The organism is Deltaproteobacteria bacterium (genome assembly GCA_003696105.1).
Classification (GTDB): domain Bacteria; phylum Myxococcota_A; class Polyangia; order Haliangiales; family J016; genus J016.
Map to the genome: position 1 here is coordinate 1 of RFGE01000047.1, position 15,674 is coordinate 15,674.

The following is a 15,674-nucleotide window of genomic DNA, read 5'->3' on the forward strand; positions in this document are numbered from 1 at the left end:
CCGTGTGCGGGAAATCCGCACGCACGGTTTGAAAGGGGGTCTTGACTTCAACGTCCGCCGACAGACGGACAAGGAGTAAGGATCTACCAATGCCCGAGCTCGCGGTCGGTCTCGCGATTCGCGCGGTCGCGTTCTCCGTCGCGGTGGCGGTCGTCGCCCACCGCCATCGGAACGTCGCGGTCACGCCCCGGTGGGCGCTCCCCGGCGTGGGAATCGCGCTGGCCGTGCTGCACCTGGTCGCCTACCGCGGCCTCGCGGTGTTGCTCGACCTCGCCGCACTCGGCATGCTCGGCGGGCTCGGCCCGGTCGCGGTCAACGGGATGCTGGTGTGGCTGACGGCGCTCGGCCTCCCGCCGCTGCGGGTGACGGGGGCGTCGGCGACCGCGTGGCTCACGCTGGCCGTGACCGCGGCGCACGTGGCGATCCAACTCGTGTGAGGCGCGTGGAAAAAGGTCGCCGCCGGCCACCTCGCGCGCGCGGCGGGCGTGCTACGTAGGGGGAACCGATGTGCGGCGTATTCGGCATCTACGGTCACGACGAGGCGGCCAATCTCGCCTACCTCGGGCTACACGCGCTCCAGCACCGCGGCCAGGAGTCGGCCGGCATCGTGTCGTCGGACGGCCGGTTGCACCGCGTCGCCCGGATGGGCCTGGTGTCGGATGCGTTCGACGAGGCGGCGCTCGCGACGCTGCCGGGGCGGTCCGCGATCGGCCACGTCCGGTACTCCACCGCCGGCCGTTCGGAGCTGCGGAACGCGCAGCCCCTGATGTTCGAGTACGCGCACGGCGCGCTGTCGGTCGCGCACAACGGCAACCTGGTCAACGCGGTGCGCGTACGCCGCCAGCTCGAGGCCAGCGGGTCGATCTTCCAGACCAGCAGCGACACCGAGGTCATCGTCCACCTCATCGCCGCCGCGCGCGAGCCGACCACCATCGAGCGCATCGCATCGGCTCTGCGCCAGGTCAGCGGAGCGTACTCGCTCGTGTTCCTCACCGAGACGCGGCTGATCGCCGTCCGCGACCCGCGCGGCTTCCGGCCGCTGGTGCTCGGCCGGCTCAAGGACGCGTTCGTCGTTTCGTCCGAGACCTGCTCGTTCGATCTCATCGAAGCCGAGTTCATCCGCGAAGTCGACCCGGGCGAGATGATCGTCGTCGACGAGGACGGCCTGCGCAGCTACAAGCCGTTCGAGGCGCTGCGCGACCCGGAGCCCCAGAGCTTCTGCGTGTTCGAGCACGTCTACTTCGCCCGGCCCGACAGCCTGATCAACGGCAAGTCGGTCTACCGCGCGCGCGTCAAGATGGGCCGCCGGCTCGCCGAGGAGCATCCGGTCGACGCGGACGTCGTCATTCCGGTGCCGGACTCGGGCACGCCTGCGGCGATCGGCTACGCGAATGCGGCGGGCATTCGGTTCGACCTCGGCCTCATCCGATCGCACTACGTGGGCCGCACGTTCATCGAGCCGCAGGACTCGATCCGGCACTTCGGCGTGAAGCTCAAACTCGCCCCGGTGCGTGCCGTCGTGGACGGCAAGCGCGTCGTCGTGGTCGACGACTCGCTCGTGCGCGGCACGACGTCTCGCAAGATCGTGCAGATGCTGCGCAACGCCGGCGCGAGGGAGGTGCACCTGCGCATCAGTGCGCCGCCGACGACCAATCCGTGCTTCTACGGCATCGACACGCCGACCAAGAAGGAGCTGATCGCGTCGAGTTATTCCGTCGACGAAATCGCGCGCTACATCACGTGCGATTCGTTGGCGTACCTGTCGCATGCCGGTATGATGGAGTCGGTGGACGCGCCGGCCGCCGGCGATGGGTATTGTTCGGCCTGTTTCACCGGCAATTACCCGGTGCCGCTGGCCGATCCGAAAGACGAAAACGGCGAGCTCATCACGCTGCGCCGAAGCTGACCGATCACGACCATGACCGACGACCTCGACAGCAAAGACGTCCGCCAAACCCTCGTCGCCCTCCAGGGCAAGCTCGACGCCCTCCGGGGGTATCTTTGACGTCGACGGCAAGCGCGCACGGCTCGCCGAACTCGAACAGCGCGCGTCGGCGGCCGACTTCTGGGCCAACCGGGCGGCGGCGCAGGCGGTCCTGAAAGAGACCAAGGCGCTCCAGCGCACGGTGGCGGCCGTCGACGCGCAGGCGCGTGCGCTCGAGGATGCGTTCGTGCTGCTCGAGCTTGCGGAGGAGGCGGACGACGCCGACTCCGTGCGCGAGGCCGCCGAATCGGCGGATCGCATCGCGCGCGCGATCGACGAACTGGAGCTATCGCGGATGTTGTCGGGACCGGATGACGCCGGCAACGCCATCGTCGATGTCGTGTCGGGGGCCGGCGGCGTCGACGCCGCCGACTGGGCGCAGATGTTGCTGAAGATGGTGATGCGCTACTGCGAGCGCAAGGGCTGGAAGGTCAAGCTGGTCGACGAGCAACCGTTCGAGGAGGCGGGCATCCGCAGTGCCACGTTGGTCGTCGAGGGCGACTACGCGTTCGGCATGCTGAAGGCGGAAAACGGCGTGCACCGGCTCGTCCGCATCTCGCCGTTCGACCAGAACGCGCGTCGCCACACCGCGTTCGCCGCGATTACGGTCACCCCCGACGTCGACGACGACATCGACGTGGAGATCAACGAGGGCGACCTGCGCATCGACGTGTACCGCGCCGGCGGAGCGGGTGGCCAGCACGTCAACAAGACCGAAAGCGCGGTGCGCATCACGCACTTGCCCACCGGCATCGTCGTCCAGTGCCAGAGCGAGCGCAGCCAGCACAAAAACAAGAGCCAGGCGATGCGCGTGCTCCGTTCGCGGCTGTACGACTACATGCTCGCGCAACAAAAGGAACGGGTGGCCGAACTCGAAGCGCAGAAAAAGAAGATCGAGTGGGGCAACCAGATCCGCTCGTACGTGCTCGCGCCGTATCGATTGGTGACGGACCACCGCACCGACCTGAAAGTCGGCAACGTCGACGCCGTGCTCGACGGCGATCTCGACCCGTTCATCCGCGCTTACTTGTTGCAGGCGGACGGCGGCGAGTCGGCGACCGCGTCGTAGGACGCGGGCAGGCGGCGGCGCACGCGGTCAGCGCAACTCGGCGAGGCGCTTCCGCGCGGCCGCGAGCCGGTCGGGCCGACGCTGGCCGTCGGGCAGCGACTCCCAGTGCGCGACCAGCGCCTCGACCGCCGCGCGCGCGGCCGCCCGGTCGCCGCGCGCTTCGTGGATGTCGGCGATGAGCGACAGCACGTTGGCCTTGCGCGGCCCGTACACCCGTTCGAGCGCGCGCTCCGCCGCCGCGAGCGCGTCGTCGTGCCGGCCGAGGTGGTGCAGCGCCTGCGCGAGACGATAGGGCGGGTCGTACAGGTGCGGCAGCGCGCGCGCCGACGCCTCGAGGTCCGGCACCAGCTCCGCGACCGCGTCGAGCGCCATGTAGACCTCCAGCCGCGGCCAGTTGTACGTGCTCGCCAGGTAGGGATCTCCGGCGGTGCGCGCCGCTTCGTCCAGCAGCGCGCGCTCGCGCTTGGCCCAGCGCCGCGCGGCGGCCGCGTCGCCGATGCGGGCGGCGTAGCCGCGCAGCACGCGCATCGCGTCGGCCCGGTCGTCGACGGACAGCGGCGCGTCCGCGTCGGCGACGAGCGCCGCGAGCCGCGCGATCGCGACCGTCGCGAGCTGGCGGCGCCGCGGGTCGCCCGCCGGCAGCGCGTCGGCGCAGTCGGCCGCGCGGTCGAGGAAGTCCGCCGCCGCGGCGGTGCGGCCGGTGTCGCCGGCGCGCGCGAGCGCCAGGTCGACGCAGGCTCCCGGGTCGCCGGCGCGCGCGAGTTCCGCGAGGTACGCGACCAGGACGGGGGCGCGGCGCGGCCAGTCCGCCGGCGCGCGGGCGATGGCCTCGGCGTAGCGAGCGGCCGCGGTGGCGTGATCGCCGGCCGCCGCCGCCCGGTCGCCGGCGCGGGCGAGCGCGGCGGCATCGCCGTCGTCCGCGGCCTGCAGCGCGTCGTCGAGCAGCGCGCGCAGGTCGCGGACCGACGCCGCGCCGAGGTGGCGCGCGAGGATCGCCTCGTCGTCGGCGCGGACGACGTACAGCGTCGGCCACACGGACACGGGCAGCTTGGCGAGCGCCGGCGCGTTGCCCGGGCGGTCGGTGTCCAGCGCCAGCCACACGAACCGGTCGGCGTAGGGCGCCAGGCTCGGGTCGCGCAACACCGTGTGTTTCATCGACAGGCACGTGTGGCACCACTCGGCCCACAGGTCGACGAACAGCGGCAGCTTGCGCCGGCGCGCTTCCGCGAGCGCGCCCGCGTAGTCGTCGCGCCGCCATGACAGCGGACCGTCGGCCGCCGCGCCGGGGGAGGTTGCCGCGGTGGCGGCTGGCGCCGGCGCGCGGTGCGTGGCCGCGCGCGGCGAAGCGGCCGGGCGGTCGCGACACGCGGCGGCCGCCGCGACGGCCGCCCACGCCGCGGCGACGGCGGAGACGAAACGGGGTGGGCGCATGCCGTCCAGATAGCATGCCCCGGGCCGATCGTTTATGGTTTCGCGCCTATGTCCGCCAACGAGCAGAGCCCGAAGGGCGAGTCGACGCTGCGCCGCATCGTCGACGAGCGCCGCGCCAAGGCCGCGGAGCTGCGCGCCGCCGGCCGCGATCCGTACGGCAACCGGTTCCGGCCGACGGCGACCTGCGCCGAGGTGCGAGCGCGCTACGCCGACACGCGCCCGGCCGAGCCTCCCGCCGGCAAGGGCATCGTTCCGGTCGACGGCCACGTCTTCCGCCTCGCCGGCCGCGTGATCGCCAAGCGGGGATTCGGCAAGACCGTGTTCGCGCCGATCCGCGACGGCTCGGGCGACCTACAGCTGTTTCTGAACGTCGAGCACATCCCGGCCGACCAGTTCGAGCAGGTCGTCAAGCGCATCGACGTCGGCGACATCGTCGGCGCCGAAGGGGCGGTGTTCTGGACCAAGCGCGGCGAGATGTCGCTGTTGGTGACGTCGGTCGAGATCGTCACCAAGGCGCTGCGGCCGCCGCCCGAAAAGTGGCACGGCCTACAGGACGTCGAACTGCGCTACCGCCAGCGCTACCTCGACCTGGCCGTCAACCCGGACGTGCGCGAGGTGTTTCGCAAACGGTCGCGGATCGTCAAGTCGGTGCGCGATTTCCTGACCGAACGCGGCTTTCTCGAAGTCGAGACGCCGATGATGCACCCGATCATCGGCGGTGCCGCCGCGCGGCCGTTCGTGACGCATCACAACGCGCTCGACATGACCTTGTACCTGCGCATCGCGCCGGAGCTGTACCTCAAGCGTCTGCTCGTGGGCGGGTTCGAGCGCGTGTTCGAGATCAACCGCAATTTTCGCAACGAGGGGATCGACCGCCAGCACAATCCCGAGTTCACGATGCTCGAGTTCTATCAGGCCTACGCCACCTACGAGGACCTGATGGGCTTCACCGAGGATCTGATCACGACGGTGGCGCGCGAAGTCAACGGCGGGCTGCGCACGCGCTGGTGGGATCACGACATCGACCTGTCGCCGCCGTGGCCGCGGCTCAGTGTGCGGGATGCGGTCGTCGACCGCGCGGGGCGGCCGGCCGCGGTGTTCGACGACCCGGTGGTCGCGGCGATCGCGGCGGCGGCGGCGGGCGTGCCGGTCGCCGACATCTACCGCGTGCTGCTCGAGTCCGTCGATCCCGCCGACGCCCCGGCGATCCCCGCCGGAGCGACGACACTGGACGAGTCGCTCGTGCGCGCGATCGCCGATCGCTACGCCGACCCGCTCGACCGGCGCGTGCGCGCGGGCCACCTGGCGTACAAGATCTTCGAGCAGACCGTGGAAGACACGCTCATTCAGCCGACGTTCGTCACCGATTTTCCGTTGGCGGTGTCGCCGCTCGCGCGCAAGAAGGACGCCGACCCGGCGTTCGTCGATCGCTTCGAGCTGATGATCGGCGGCGCCGAAATCGCCAACGCATTCAGCGAACTCAATGATCCCGACGACCAGCGCGCGCGGTTCATCGCGCAATTGCGCGCCCGCGCACACGGCGCCGAGGAGACGATGGACTGCGACGAGGACTACTGCCGCGCGCTCGAGGTCGGGATGCCGCCGGCAGCGGGCGAGGGCATCGGGATCGATCGCCTCGTCATGCTGCTCACCGGCCAGCCGTCGATCCGCGACGTGTTGCTGTTCCCGCTGATGCGGCCGGAGTGACGCGCGGGGAAGGAGCCGGCCGAGGTCGCACGTGAATCGCGGGGTTCAATGGTTCGTCGCGTGGCGCTACCTGATGGCGCGCCCGCGCAAGGTGAGCCGCATGATCGCCGTGATCGCGGTCGTGCTGGCCGTCGCGTGTGCGGCGGCTGCGCTCGCCGGCTGGCTCGCGTTCGACGACGTCGAAGTGATCCGCGGCGTGGAGCTGGAGCATCCGATGCGCCGCCCGATGTTCCTCACGGCGGTTGCGTGCGGTGCGCTGCTCGAACTCGTGGTGTTGCTCGGCGCGATCCGCTACGTGTTTACGTTTTTCACCTCCGTGTCGATCGGCGGCGTCACGATCGGCACGATGGCGCTGGTGATCGTGCTGAGTGTCATGAGCGGATTCGAGAGCGACTTGCGCGAAAAGATCCTCGGATCGAATGCGCATTTGCGCGTCACGAAGCCCGGCGGCGAGTTCACCGACTATCGCGACGTCCTGGCGCGGGTGCGCGGGTTGCCGGAGGTGGTCGGCGCGACGCCCTACGTCGTGAGCGAGGTGGTCATCGGCGCGTCGACCACCTACCAGAACGTCGTCATCAAGGGCATCGACCCGACCACGGTCGGCGACGTGACCGACTTGCCGGACAACATCGAAGACGACGACGACGCGCTGCTGCGTCTGTACCCGCTGGCCGAGGACGGTACGGTCGTGGGTCCGCCCGCTGGTGCGCCGGCGGCGGGCGACCGGCCGGCGGGCCCCGGTTCGCCGCCGGCGCCGGGGCGCGTCGATCCGGCGCCGCCGGACCTCGATTTGCCCGACGACGAACCGGTCGACCTCAGTGGCGGCGACGAGCCGCCGGATGCCGGCGCGCCGCCGCGCGGCGACGACGTCGTCGATCCGGCGCCGCCGGACCTGGATCTGCCGGACGACCAGCCGTTGGATCTCAGCGGCGGCGCGAGCGACGCGCGCGCCCCGGTCGCGCCGGCGGCACCGCCCGCCGGGCCGGGGAGCGACGACGTCGAGCCGATCGACGCGTTCGGGTTTGCGCCGGACGCGCGGCGGCTGGTCGACTCGTTCGGCGACGAGGAGTCGTACGAGCCGTTGATCGACGGTTGGCCGCGCGAGTTCACCGGCCGCGGGTACGCCGGCGCGCGGCGCAATGCGTCGGCGTCGCCCCGCATCAACGCGCTCGACGGCGTACTCGTCGGCCGCGAGTTGGTCAAGCTGCTGCACATGTACGTCGGCCAGGAGGTCGTGCTCGTGTCGCCGCTCGGCCAGATGACGCCGGCCGGCCCGGCTCCTCGGTCGAAGCCGTACCGTGTCGCCGGCGTGTTCTACACGGGCATGTACGAGTACGACACCAAGTTCATCTACGTCGAACTCGGCTCCCTGCAGCGGTTCTTGTCGATGGGCGACGAGGTCAACGGCATCGAGATCCGCGTCGTCGACCGCGATCGCACCGACGGCGTGAAGCGCGCGATCGCGGCCGCGCTCGGCCCGGCGTATCACGTCGAGGACTGGAAGGAGATCAACCGCAACCTGTTCTCGGCGCTCGAGCTCGAGAAGGTGGCGATGTTCCTGGTGCTCGCGATCATCATCCTGGTCGCGTCGTTTTCGATCATCGGCAACCTGATCATGGTGGTCGTCGAGAAGGCGCGCGAGATCGCGCTGCTCAAGACGCTCGGATCGACCGACCAGGGCATCATGAAGATCTTCGTCGTCCAGGGGTTTTTCATCGGCGCGGTCGGCACGGCGATCGGCGTGACCAACGGCCTGCTGGCGTGCTGGGCCGGCAAGGTGTGGGGGCTCCCGCTCAACCCGGACGTCTACTACATCGATCGGCTGCCGATCGCGGTCGAGTGGCCGGCGGTCGTGGCGGTCGCCGCGGCGGGCGTCCTCATCAGCGTGCTGGCGACGATCTACCCGGCGTATCTGGCCGCGCGCGTACAGCCGGTCGACGGACTGCGCTACGAATGACCGCGGCCGGCGGTGCGGAGCGGGCGGGGCGGCGCCGCGCGCAATGTGAACTCGCGTTGACTGTGTGAACCGGCGGTCCGGCCGACTCAGGAAGGGATGCCACGAATTCCAGGTCGTTGCCGGCGGTCCGGTCGTTGCAACACGCGTGCGGCGATGCGCTCTACCTTGGCTCGCCTCGCCCTGTCCGCCGCCGCAGCAGCGGCGCTGTTCGTTGCGCCGGCCGGTGCGTCCGCGGGCGGCTACGTGTCGGTCGGCGTCGGAGACGGCGCCGAGCTCGACGGCGACCTGGCGGCCGGGTTTTCGACCGACCCGCAGACCGACGACTACCGGCTGGCCCTCGGCCAGCGCGTCGGACCGATCGCGATCGAGGCGGCCGTCTACGGCTCCGAGCTGCGCGGCGGAGCCGGCGATGCGGCGATCGTGTCGGCGGCGGTGGACCTGCGCGCCTACCACGGCCTCGGCGCCGGGTTCGAGCTGTTCGCGCGCGGCGGCGTCAACAAGACGTGGCTGCGCCCGGGCGGCGACGCGCCGGACCTCGCGGGCCGGGGCCACCAACTCGGCTTCGGCGCGCAGTACCGGCTCACCACCGGGCTGATCGGAGAGGCCGCCCTCTGGCTCGACGTGAGCCGCACCTACGTCGACCTGATCGACGGCGACGCGGTCGCCGAGGTGACCGGCAGCTACGACCTCGTGCAGATCGGCGTGAGCGTCGGCCTGTGAGCGCGGCGCGCTACCAGAAAAAATAGTGCGCGCCGAGCGAGCCGACGAGCTGGCCGCCGAACGCGAAGCCGTCGTTGTCGCCCGCGATCGCCGACGCCCCGAACGAGGCGCTCAGTGCGACGTTGCGGGTGAGGAACGCCCGGAGTTGGCCCATCAGCTCGATGTGGACGTTGGTCCGGTCGTCGTCCGCCATGCCGCCGCCCGCGTCCTCGTTGACCACGCCGATGCCGCCGCCGACACCGAAGTCGGCCGCGTCGCCCCGGTGCATCACCCAGACGAAGCGCGCGCCGATGCCCACCGCGTCGACGCCGTCGTCCACGAAACCGAGCACGCCGCTGACGCGGAACCGCGCGGCGTCATAGACCACCGACGCGCCCGTCGGGCCGGTGAGCATCGCCTCGGCGCCGACGCCGATCCCCGTGGCGCCCTCGTCGGCGGCTGCGGCCGCCGGCGCCAGCAGCGCGGCCGCGCACACAACGCTTGCGATTCGACCCATATCGACCTCCCGCCGCGAGAATAGGCGAAGGCGCAGCGCGGCGGCCATTTTTTGCCGCGGTTGGCCCGCGCCGAGGGCAACCGGCCTCGCCGCCACCGAGTCTGTTCAGCCGTATCGCTCAACCCGCCGAATTCGCGGTCTCTCCGGACCGTGGCGGCCGTTGACACCGCACGGTCGGCGCGAGTAAGGTGTCTCGCCCTTTTCGGGAAAACCCTTGTTAGTTAGCGGACTTCAGCTTCAGCATCCCCCGATGACCGACCCCTCGCCGTACCGGAGCGGCCCGGAGCGCAGCGCGCGCGGTGGCGCCCGCATCGAGGTGACGGACTTGCACAAGTCGTTCGAGCACGGCGGCCGCCAGCTGCAGATCCTGCGCGGGATCACGTTCTCGCTCGAGCCCGGGGACATGGCGGCGATCGTCGGCGCGTCTGGAGTCGGCAAGTCGACGTTGCTGCACGTGCTCGGGACCCTCGATCGACCGACGTCGGGCTCGCTGCGGTTCAACGGCGAGGAGCTCACGCGCATGTCGCCGGCGCGGCTCGCCGACTTCCGCAACCGCGAGATCGGCTTCGTCTTCCAGTTCCACCACCTGCTGCCCGAGTTCACGGCGCTCGAGAACGTGATGATGCCGGCGCTCATCGGGCGCGCGCCGCGGGCGCAGGCGCGCGCGCGGGCGCTCGAGATGCTCGAGCGGGTCGGCCTGGCGCATCGGACGACCCACAAGCCGGGCGAGCTGTCCGGCGGCGAACAGCAGCGCGTGGCGCTGGCGCGGGCGCTGGTCGGCGGGCCGTCGCTGCTGCTGGCCGACGAGCCGACCGGCAACCTGGACTCCCACACGGGACGAGAGATCCACGACCTGTTTGTCGAACTCAACCGGGAACTCGGGATGACGATGCTGATCGTGACCCACAACCCGGAACTCGCGGCGAGCATGCCGCGGGTGCTGCGGATGCACGACGGAGGGCTCGAGGCGGATGCGGGCGACGGTGCGTAGCCGCGCGCTCGCCGCGATGTTGGCGGTCGCCGCGCTCGCCGCCGAGCCGGCGGGCGCGCAGCCGGCGCCGCCGGCGTCGGCCGCCGCCGCGCTGTGGGGCAGGCGCATCGATCGCGTGCAGTTTCGCGGCAATCGCAAGGTCGAGGACGACGCCATCCGGGTCAACCTGATCTCGCGGGCCGGCGGCAAGCTCGACCCGGCCAAGATTCGCGAAGACGTGCGCGCCATCTGGAAGATGGGCTTCTTCGACGACGTTCGCGTCGAGGCGGAGCCGAGCGACACCGGCGGCGTCGTCGTCACGTTCACCGTCGCCGAGAAGCCGTCCGTGCGCAAAGTGTACGTGGCGGGCAACGACGAGATCGAACTGGACAAGATCAACGAGGTCATCGACCTCAAGCGCGACGAGATCCTCGACATCGCGAAGATCAAGCGCAATCGCGACAAGATTCAGGACCTGTACGTCGAAAAGGGCTTCTACCTCGCATCGGTGGACTACCAGGTGCGGCCGGTCAACGAGGCCGAGGTCGACGTGTGGTTCACGATCGACGAGCGGTCGAAGGTCGAGATCCGCGAGATCTCGTTCATCGGCAACGAAAAGGTCACGGACGAAGAACTGCGCCGCAGCATCCAGACGCGCGTCGGCGGCGCGATGTCTTTCCTCACCGACGCGGGCATCTTTCAGGAAGAGGCGTTCGAGCGCGATCTGTTGATCATTCAAGCGTACTACTACGACCGCGGCTTCATCAACGTGAAGCTCGGCAACCCGCAGATCCGGCTGTCGCGGGACAAGCGCTACATGTACATCGCGATCCCGATCGACGAGGGGCCGGTGTTCTCGATCGGCAAGATCGATTTCCAGGGCGACCTGATCGGTCCCAAGGAGGACTACTACAAGCGGCTGACCGTACGCCCGGGGGAAATTTTCAACCGGAGTAAGGTCGGCCAGGACATCGTCCGGCTCAACGACTACTACAAGGACAAGGGCTACGCCTATGTCAACGTGACGCCGCTCACCAGCGTGGACCTCGAGAAGCGGACGGTGGCGCTCACGTTCGAGATCGAAAAGGGCAAGAAGGTCTACTTCGAGCGCATCAACATCCGGGGCAATACGAAGACGCGCGACAAGGTGATCCGTCGCGAGCTGAAGATCGCGGAGGGAGAGCTGTACAACCAGACGGCGCTCGATGCGTCGCGCGGGCGCGTGATGGCACTGGGCTTCTTCGAGCGCGTCGACGTGTCGACCCAGCGCGGGTCGACCGACGAGTTCATCGAGGTCAACATCGAGGTCAGCGAGCGGCCGACCGGGACCTTCCAGATCGGCGCCGGCTTCTCGTCGGTCGAGAACTTCATCGCCCAGGCGCAGATCTCGCAGAACAATCTGTTCGGCCGCGGCCAGACGCTCGCGCTGTCGGCCCAGTTGTCCGGCCTGCGCCAGCTATTCCTGTTGCGGTTCGTCGAGCCGTACTTCCTCGACACCGACTGGACGTTTGCGTTCGATCTGTTCAACCAGACGAGGTCCTTCGGGTCGTTTGCGCGGACGTCGTCGGGCGGCAACCTCACGTGGGGGCGGCGCCTGAGCTTCGAGACGCGCGCGTTTTTGACCTACAAGCTGGAGTCGGTCGGCGTCACTGGAACGTCCGGCGGCACCACGTTCGTCGGCGCGCGCGCGCTGCCCGCCGAGGCGTCCAGCGTCGCGAACTTGTTCCGCGGCGGGGTCACGTCGTCGGTCCGGGGCTCGATCCAGTACGACTCGCGCAACAACCGCCTGTTCCCCACCGAGGGCTTCTTTCACAATGCATTTGTCGAGATCGCGGACACCTATACGGGGTCGGAGAACATCTTCGTGCGCTACGGCGGGTTTGCGCGCCACTATCGGCCGCTGTGGGGACCGTTCGTGCTCAAGCTCAACGCCGAGATCGGTGTGGTGACGAGCCGCGATCCCCTCGGCGTGCCGATTACCGAGCGGTATCTCATCGGGGGCATCAACGACGTGCGCGGGTTCCGGCCGCGGTCGCTCGGGCCGCGCATCCGCGTCCAGCAGCAGGGCGAGCCGGGCCAGGCGCTCGGCACGTTGCCCCTCGGCGGCAACATGCAGCTCATCTGGAACAGCGAGATCGAGTTTCCGTTGTTCCGCCAGGTGGGCATTTCGGGGGTCGTGTTCTTCGACGCCGGCAACGCGTTCAACCTCGAGCAGCGCTACTGCGGCGGCGCCGACACCGACTTGTCGCCGAAGGTCGACCCCTGTTTCGACTTCCCCGACTCGATCATCCACGGCATCCGGCGGTCGGCGGGTTTCGGCTTCCGGTGGATCTCGCCGATCGGCCCGCTGCGGTTTGAATGGGGGATCCCGCTGGATCGTCTGCCCGACGAAGAACCGTTGGTGTTCGAGTTTACGATCGGAAACTTCTTCTAACTGCGCGTCACCACTGCGCGGAGGCCAACAAGTCATGGTTCGCATTCATCACTCCATCGCGCTGGGCCTCGTCGGGCTCGGCCTCATCGTCATCGGGATGGTTCGCGCCGACGCGGCCGGCCCCGCCGCCACGAAAGTCGGCTACGTCGACCTGCAGCGCACGCTCAACGAGACGAAGATCGGCAAGAAGGCGCGCAAGCGGCTCGAGCGCGACAAGGACAAGAAGCAAAAGGAACTCGACGAGGCGTCGAAGGCGCTCGAAAAGGCGGCCGCCGAACTCAACAAGCAGCGGGCCGTGCTCAAGCCGGACGTACTGCGCCAGCGGGAGATGGAGCTACAGCAAAAGTACGTCAAGCTGCAGGAGAAGTTCGTCGGACTGCAGCAGGAACTCGCGGCGATGGAGGCCAAGCTCGTGCGGGACATCTTCGCCAAGGCGGCGCCGGTCATCGCCGACATCGCCAAGCGCGACGGCTACACGATGGTGCTCGAAAAGAGCGAGAGCGCGGTGCTGTGGGCGGTTCCGTCGATCGATTTGACCGATGAAGTCAACGCGCGGCTCGACGGCGGCAAGTAGCGCGCGCCGGGCGTCGCGGCGGCGCCGGTCGACGCGCCGGGCGCCGCGCCCCGTCGCGGCGGCGCCGGTCGACGCGCCGGGCGCCGCGCCCCGTCGCGCTCGTGCGTGGTAAAAGCGGGGCGCCATGACCGAACCCGCGATCAGCGCGCAGCGTATTCTCGACATCCTGCCGCACCGGTTCCCGTTCCTGTTGGTGGACCGCGTGCTCGAGGTGAGCGACGACAAGATCGTCGCGATCAAGAACGTGAGCTGGGGCGAGCCCTATTTTCAGGGCCACTTCCCCGGGATGCCGGTGATGCCGGGCGTGTTGATGGTCGAGGCGATGGCGCAGGCCGGCGGCGTACTCGCCCATGCCACCGGCGCGTTCGACCCGGACCGCCAGGTGTTGTTGTTCATGGCGATCGACAAGGTGAAGTTTCGCAAGAAGGTGACGCCGGGGGATCGACTCGTCATGGAGGTGGTCCCCTTGCGCAAGGGCAAGGTGTGGAAGCTGCGCGGCGAGTGCCGCGTCGATGGAGCCGTGGTGTGCGAGGCGGAGTTTCTCGCGGGCATCGCGCCCAAAGACGCGCCGGCGTGACGCGGGCGGGCGGCCGGGTCGCGGGAGCCGCGCTCGCGGCGGTATGGGCGGCGTGCGGTTCGACGGCGCAGCCGCACATCGAGCGCGACGACGATGCCGGTCCCGGGGTCGTGATCGTCAAACGGACCGCAGGTGGTGTGCGGCTCGCCGAGGAAGTGGAGCCCAACGACGCCGCCGGACACGGACAGCCGCTGTCGCCGCCGGGAGGCGTGACCGCGACGCTGGCGTCTGCGGCCGACGTCGATCGGGTCGCGGTCGCGGCCGACCGCGCGGGCTGGCTCGCGGTGGCCGCGGCGGCACCCGAGGGCATCGACCTCGTGGTCGAACTCGTCGGCCCCGGCGGCGCGCTGCTGGCGCGCAGCGATCGCGGCGGTGCGGGTGTGGCGGAGGGCATGCCGAACTACCCGGTCGAACCGGGGCGCTACGAGGTCGTCGTGCGCGAGTACGCGCCGAAACGCCGGCGTCGCAAGGCTCCGCGAACGACCCCGTCTCCGCCGTACACGCTCGCGGTCCGCTGGGCTCCGGAGCCGACGGAGTTGTTCGAACGGGAGCCGAATGCAGCGGAGCGATACGCGCGGCCTGTGGCGATCGGCGGTGAGGTCCGCGGGTATATCGGTTGGGAAGGAGACAAGGACCGGTGGCTCGTGCCGATCGACGGCGCGGAGCCCGACGAGGCAGTGGACATCGACGTCGACGGCGTCGATGGCGTCGCGCTGCAGGTCGCGGTGTCGCGCGCTGGCTCGCCGGTCCTGCAGCGCGCGGGGGCGCCGGGCCAGGCACTCGCGATCCGGTCGCTCGCGCTCGAGGCAGCCGGCGAGTCGCCGGCACCGCTGGCGCTCGCGCTCACCGGCAAGCGGTCGTCGTTCGACGAGCCGTACGCGCTGCGCGTATCGATCCGGCCGCTGCCCTACGACGCCGAGGCCGAGCCGAACGACGCGCCGGCGCAGGCGACGCCGCTGGCGGTCGAGCCGGGGCGGTCCGCCGGCGCGCGGCGCGGCGCGCTCACCCCCGGCGACGTCGACCTATACGCCGTGCCCGTCGCGGACGCCCGCCAGCAACTCGACGTCGCAGTCGAACCCGCGTCGCCCGGGCTCGACGTCGCCGTCGCGCTCGTGCTCGCGGATGGCACGGTGCTCGGCGAGGCCGACGCCGGCGGGCCGGGGGCGCCCGACAAACTCGCGGGCGCGGGCATCCTCCCCGGGGCGCGCGCGTTCGTGCGGGTGCAGCGCAAGCCGGGCGACGCGTCGGCGGCCGACGACGTGGCGCCCGGTTACACCGTGCGCTGGTCACTCGGCGCGGGCGGCGCGATACCGCGCGCCCTCGTCGAGTGACGGCGCGGCGGTGAAACCGCCGCGAGGAATTCGGGACACGCGGGGGCGTGTGCGGGCGGACGCGGTGCGCGCGCGCGGCGCGCGGGTTCGGGAGGTTGCGCATGGCACGGTCTCTGCTCCGGATCTCGACGGTCGTCCGACATCGGGGAGAACGTCGATGAAACTGATCGCTACCGTACTGTTGTCCACTGCGCTTGCCGTCGCCGCGTGCGGCGACGAGCGGGAAGCATCCCGGCGTGCACGGTCGTCCGCCGTGCGATCGCCGGCGCGGACCGGCGCGCGAGACCCAGCCGCCGCGCCCGCGACGCCAGGGACCGACATTCCGGGGCCGCTCCGGCATGCGCGCGCGCCCGAGCCCGCGCACCGGCCCGCCGGCGGGGCGGCGCCCGCGGAATCCGCGCATCGGCCCGCCGGCGGGGCGGCG

General features: G+C 70.3%; 14 protein-coding genes. 12 read left to right on the forward strand and 2 right to left on the reverse strand.

All coding sequences use genetic code 11. From position 1 onward, the window contains the following. The first annotated feature begins 89 nt into the window (after positions 1-89). The 3 genes from D6689_02965 (at position 90) to prfB (ending at position 3,053) form a co-directional block, all read left to right on the forward strand. Positions 90-437, forward strand: coding sequence for a hypothetical protein (locus D6689_02965; GenBank protein RMH44196.1), 348 nt, complete (start codon positions 90-92; stop codon positions 435-437). 68 nt (positions 438-505) lie between these two features. Then, the gene (locus tag D6689_02970; protein ID RMH44197.1) at positions 506-1,906 is read left to right on the forward strand and encodes an amidophosphoribosyltransferase; all 1,401 of its coding nucleotides are present in this window, start codon (positions 506-508) and stop codon (positions 1,904-1,906) included. Between the two features lie 91 nt (positions 1,907-1,997). Further along, on the forward strand, positions 1,998-3,053 hold the full coding sequence (gene prfB, locus D6689_02975) for a peptide chain release factor 2 (GenBank protein RMH44198.1): 1,056 nt from the start codon (positions 1,998-2,000) through the stop codon (positions 3,051-3,053). Between the two features lie 27 nt (positions 3,054-3,080). Here the strand turns inward: prfB and D6689_02980 are convergent, their stop codons facing one another. After that, positions 3,081-4,484 carry a thioredoxin family protein gene (locus D6689_02980; protein ID RMH44199.1) on the reverse strand — a complete coding sequence of 468 codons (1,404 nt, stop codon included), beginning with the start codon at positions 4,482-4,484 and terminating at the stop codon, positions 3,081-3,083. A gap of 48 nt (positions 4,485-4,532) precedes the next feature. Here D6689_02980 and D6689_02985 point away from each other — a divergent pair, with 48 nt between their 5' ends. The 3 genes from D6689_02985 to D6689_02995 all read left to right on the forward strand — a co-directional run bounded on the left by D6689_02985 (position 4,533) and on the right by D6689_02995 (position 8,868). After that, positions 4,533-6,191, forward strand: a complete 1,659-nt coding sequence (locus tag D6689_02985) for a lysine--tRNA ligase (protein ID RMH44200.1) — start codon at positions 4,533-4,535, stop codon at positions 6,189-6,191. Between the two features lie 73 nt (positions 6,192-6,264). Then, positions 6,265-8,148 carry an FtsX-like permease family protein gene (locus D6689_02990; GenBank protein RMH44201.1) on the forward strand — a complete coding sequence of 628 codons (1,884 nt, stop codon included), beginning with the start codon at positions 6,265-6,267 and terminating at the stop codon, positions 8,146-8,148. A gap of 165 nt (positions 8,149-8,313) precedes the next feature. Next, a complete protein-coding gene (locus tag D6689_02995) occupies positions 8,314-8,868 on the forward strand; it encodes a hypothetical protein (protein ID RMH44202.1) in 555 nt (184 codons plus the stop codon). 10 nt (positions 8,869-8,878) lie between these two features. Here D6689_02995 and D6689_03000 read toward each other — a convergent pair whose 3' ends face one another. Beyond that, a complete protein-coding gene (locus D6689_03000; GenBank protein ID RMH44203.1) occupies positions 8,879-9,343 on the reverse strand; it encodes a hypothetical protein in 465 nt (154 codons plus the stop codon). Between the two features lie 5 nt (positions 9,344-9,348). Between D6689_03000 and D6689_03005 the strand changes: the two genes are divergently transcribed. The 6 genes from D6689_03005 (at position 9,349) to D6689_03030 (ending at position 15,250) form a co-directional block, all read left to right on the forward strand. Then, positions 9,349-9,528 carry a hypothetical protein gene (locus D6689_03005; GenBank protein RMH44204.1) on the forward strand — a complete coding sequence of 60 codons (180 nt, stop codon included), beginning with the start codon at positions 9,349-9,351 and terminating at the stop codon, positions 9,526-9,528. Positions 9,529-9,614: 86 nt separating this feature from the next. After that, on the forward strand, positions 9,615-10,355 hold the full coding sequence (locus D6689_03010) for an ABC transporter ATP-binding protein (GenBank protein ID RMH44205.1): 741 nt from the start codon (positions 9,615-9,617) through the stop codon (positions 10,353-10,355). Beyond that, positions 10,336-12,768 carry an outer membrane protein assembly factor BamA gene (gene bamA / locus D6689_03015; protein ID RMH44206.1) on the forward strand — a complete coding sequence of 811 codons (2,433 nt, stop codon included), beginning with the start codon at positions 10,336-10,338 and terminating at the stop codon, positions 12,766-12,768. Before D6689_03010 ends, bamA begins: the two co-directional genes overlap by 20 nt. A 34-nt stretch (positions 12,769-12,802) precedes the next feature. Further along, positions 12,803-13,342, forward strand: coding sequence for an OmpH family outer membrane protein (locus D6689_03020; GenBank protein RMH44207.1), 540 nt, complete (start codon positions 12,803-12,805; stop codon positions 13,340-13,342). Positions 13,343-13,466: 124 nt separating this feature from the next. Next, positions 13,467-13,919 carry a 3-hydroxyacyl-[acyl-carrier-protein] dehydratase FabZ gene (gene fabZ, locus D6689_03025; protein RMH44208.1) on the forward strand — a complete coding sequence of 151 codons (453 nt, stop codon included), beginning with the start codon at positions 13,467-13,469 and terminating at the stop codon, positions 13,917-13,919. After that, on the forward strand, positions 13,916-15,250 hold the full coding sequence (locus D6689_03030) for a hypothetical protein (GenBank protein RMH44209.1): 1,335 nt from the start codon (positions 13,916-13,918) through the stop codon (positions 15,248-15,250). The genes fabZ and D6689_03030 overlap by 4 nt, the downstream gene beginning before the upstream one ends. Positions 15,251-15,674 lie beyond the last annotated feature (424 nt).

Bases quoted from the DNA above. Each gene is read 5' to 3' on its own strand.
- D6689_02985 (RMH44200.1), top strand. From the start codon at position 4,533: ATGTCCGCCAACGAGCAGAGCCCGAAGGGCGAGTCGACGCTGCGCCGC.
- fabZ (RMH44208.1), top strand. From the start codon at position 13,467: ATGACCGAACCCGCGATCAGCGCGCAGCGTATTCTCGACATCCTGCCG.
- D6689_03020 (RMH44207.1), top strand. From the start codon at position 12,803: ATGGTTCGCATTCATCACTCCATCGCGCTGGGCCTCGTCGGGCTCGGC.
- D6689_02965 (RMH44196.1), top strand. From the start codon at position 90: ATGCCCGAGCTCGCGGTCGGTCTCGCGATTCGCGCGGTCGCGTTCTCC.
- D6689_02990 (RMH44201.1), top strand. From the start codon at position 6,265: ATGGCGCGCCCGCGCAAGGTGAGCCGCATGATCGCCGTGATCGCGGTC.
- D6689_03010 (RMH44205.1), top strand. From the start codon at position 9,615: ATGACCGACCCCTCGCCGTACCGGAGCGGCCCGGAGCGCAGCGCGCGC.
- bamA (RMH44206.1), top strand. From the start codon at position 10,336: ATGCGGGCGACGGTGCGTAGCCGCGCGCTCGCCGCGATGTTGGCGGTC.
- D6689_02970 (RMH44197.1), top strand. From the start codon at position 506: ATGTGCGGCGTATTCGGCATCTACGGTCACGACGAGGCGGCCAATCTC.
- D6689_02980 (RMH44199.1), bottom strand. From the start codon at position 4,484: ATGCGCCCACCCCGTTTCGTCTCCGCCGTCGCCGCGGCGTGGGCGGCC.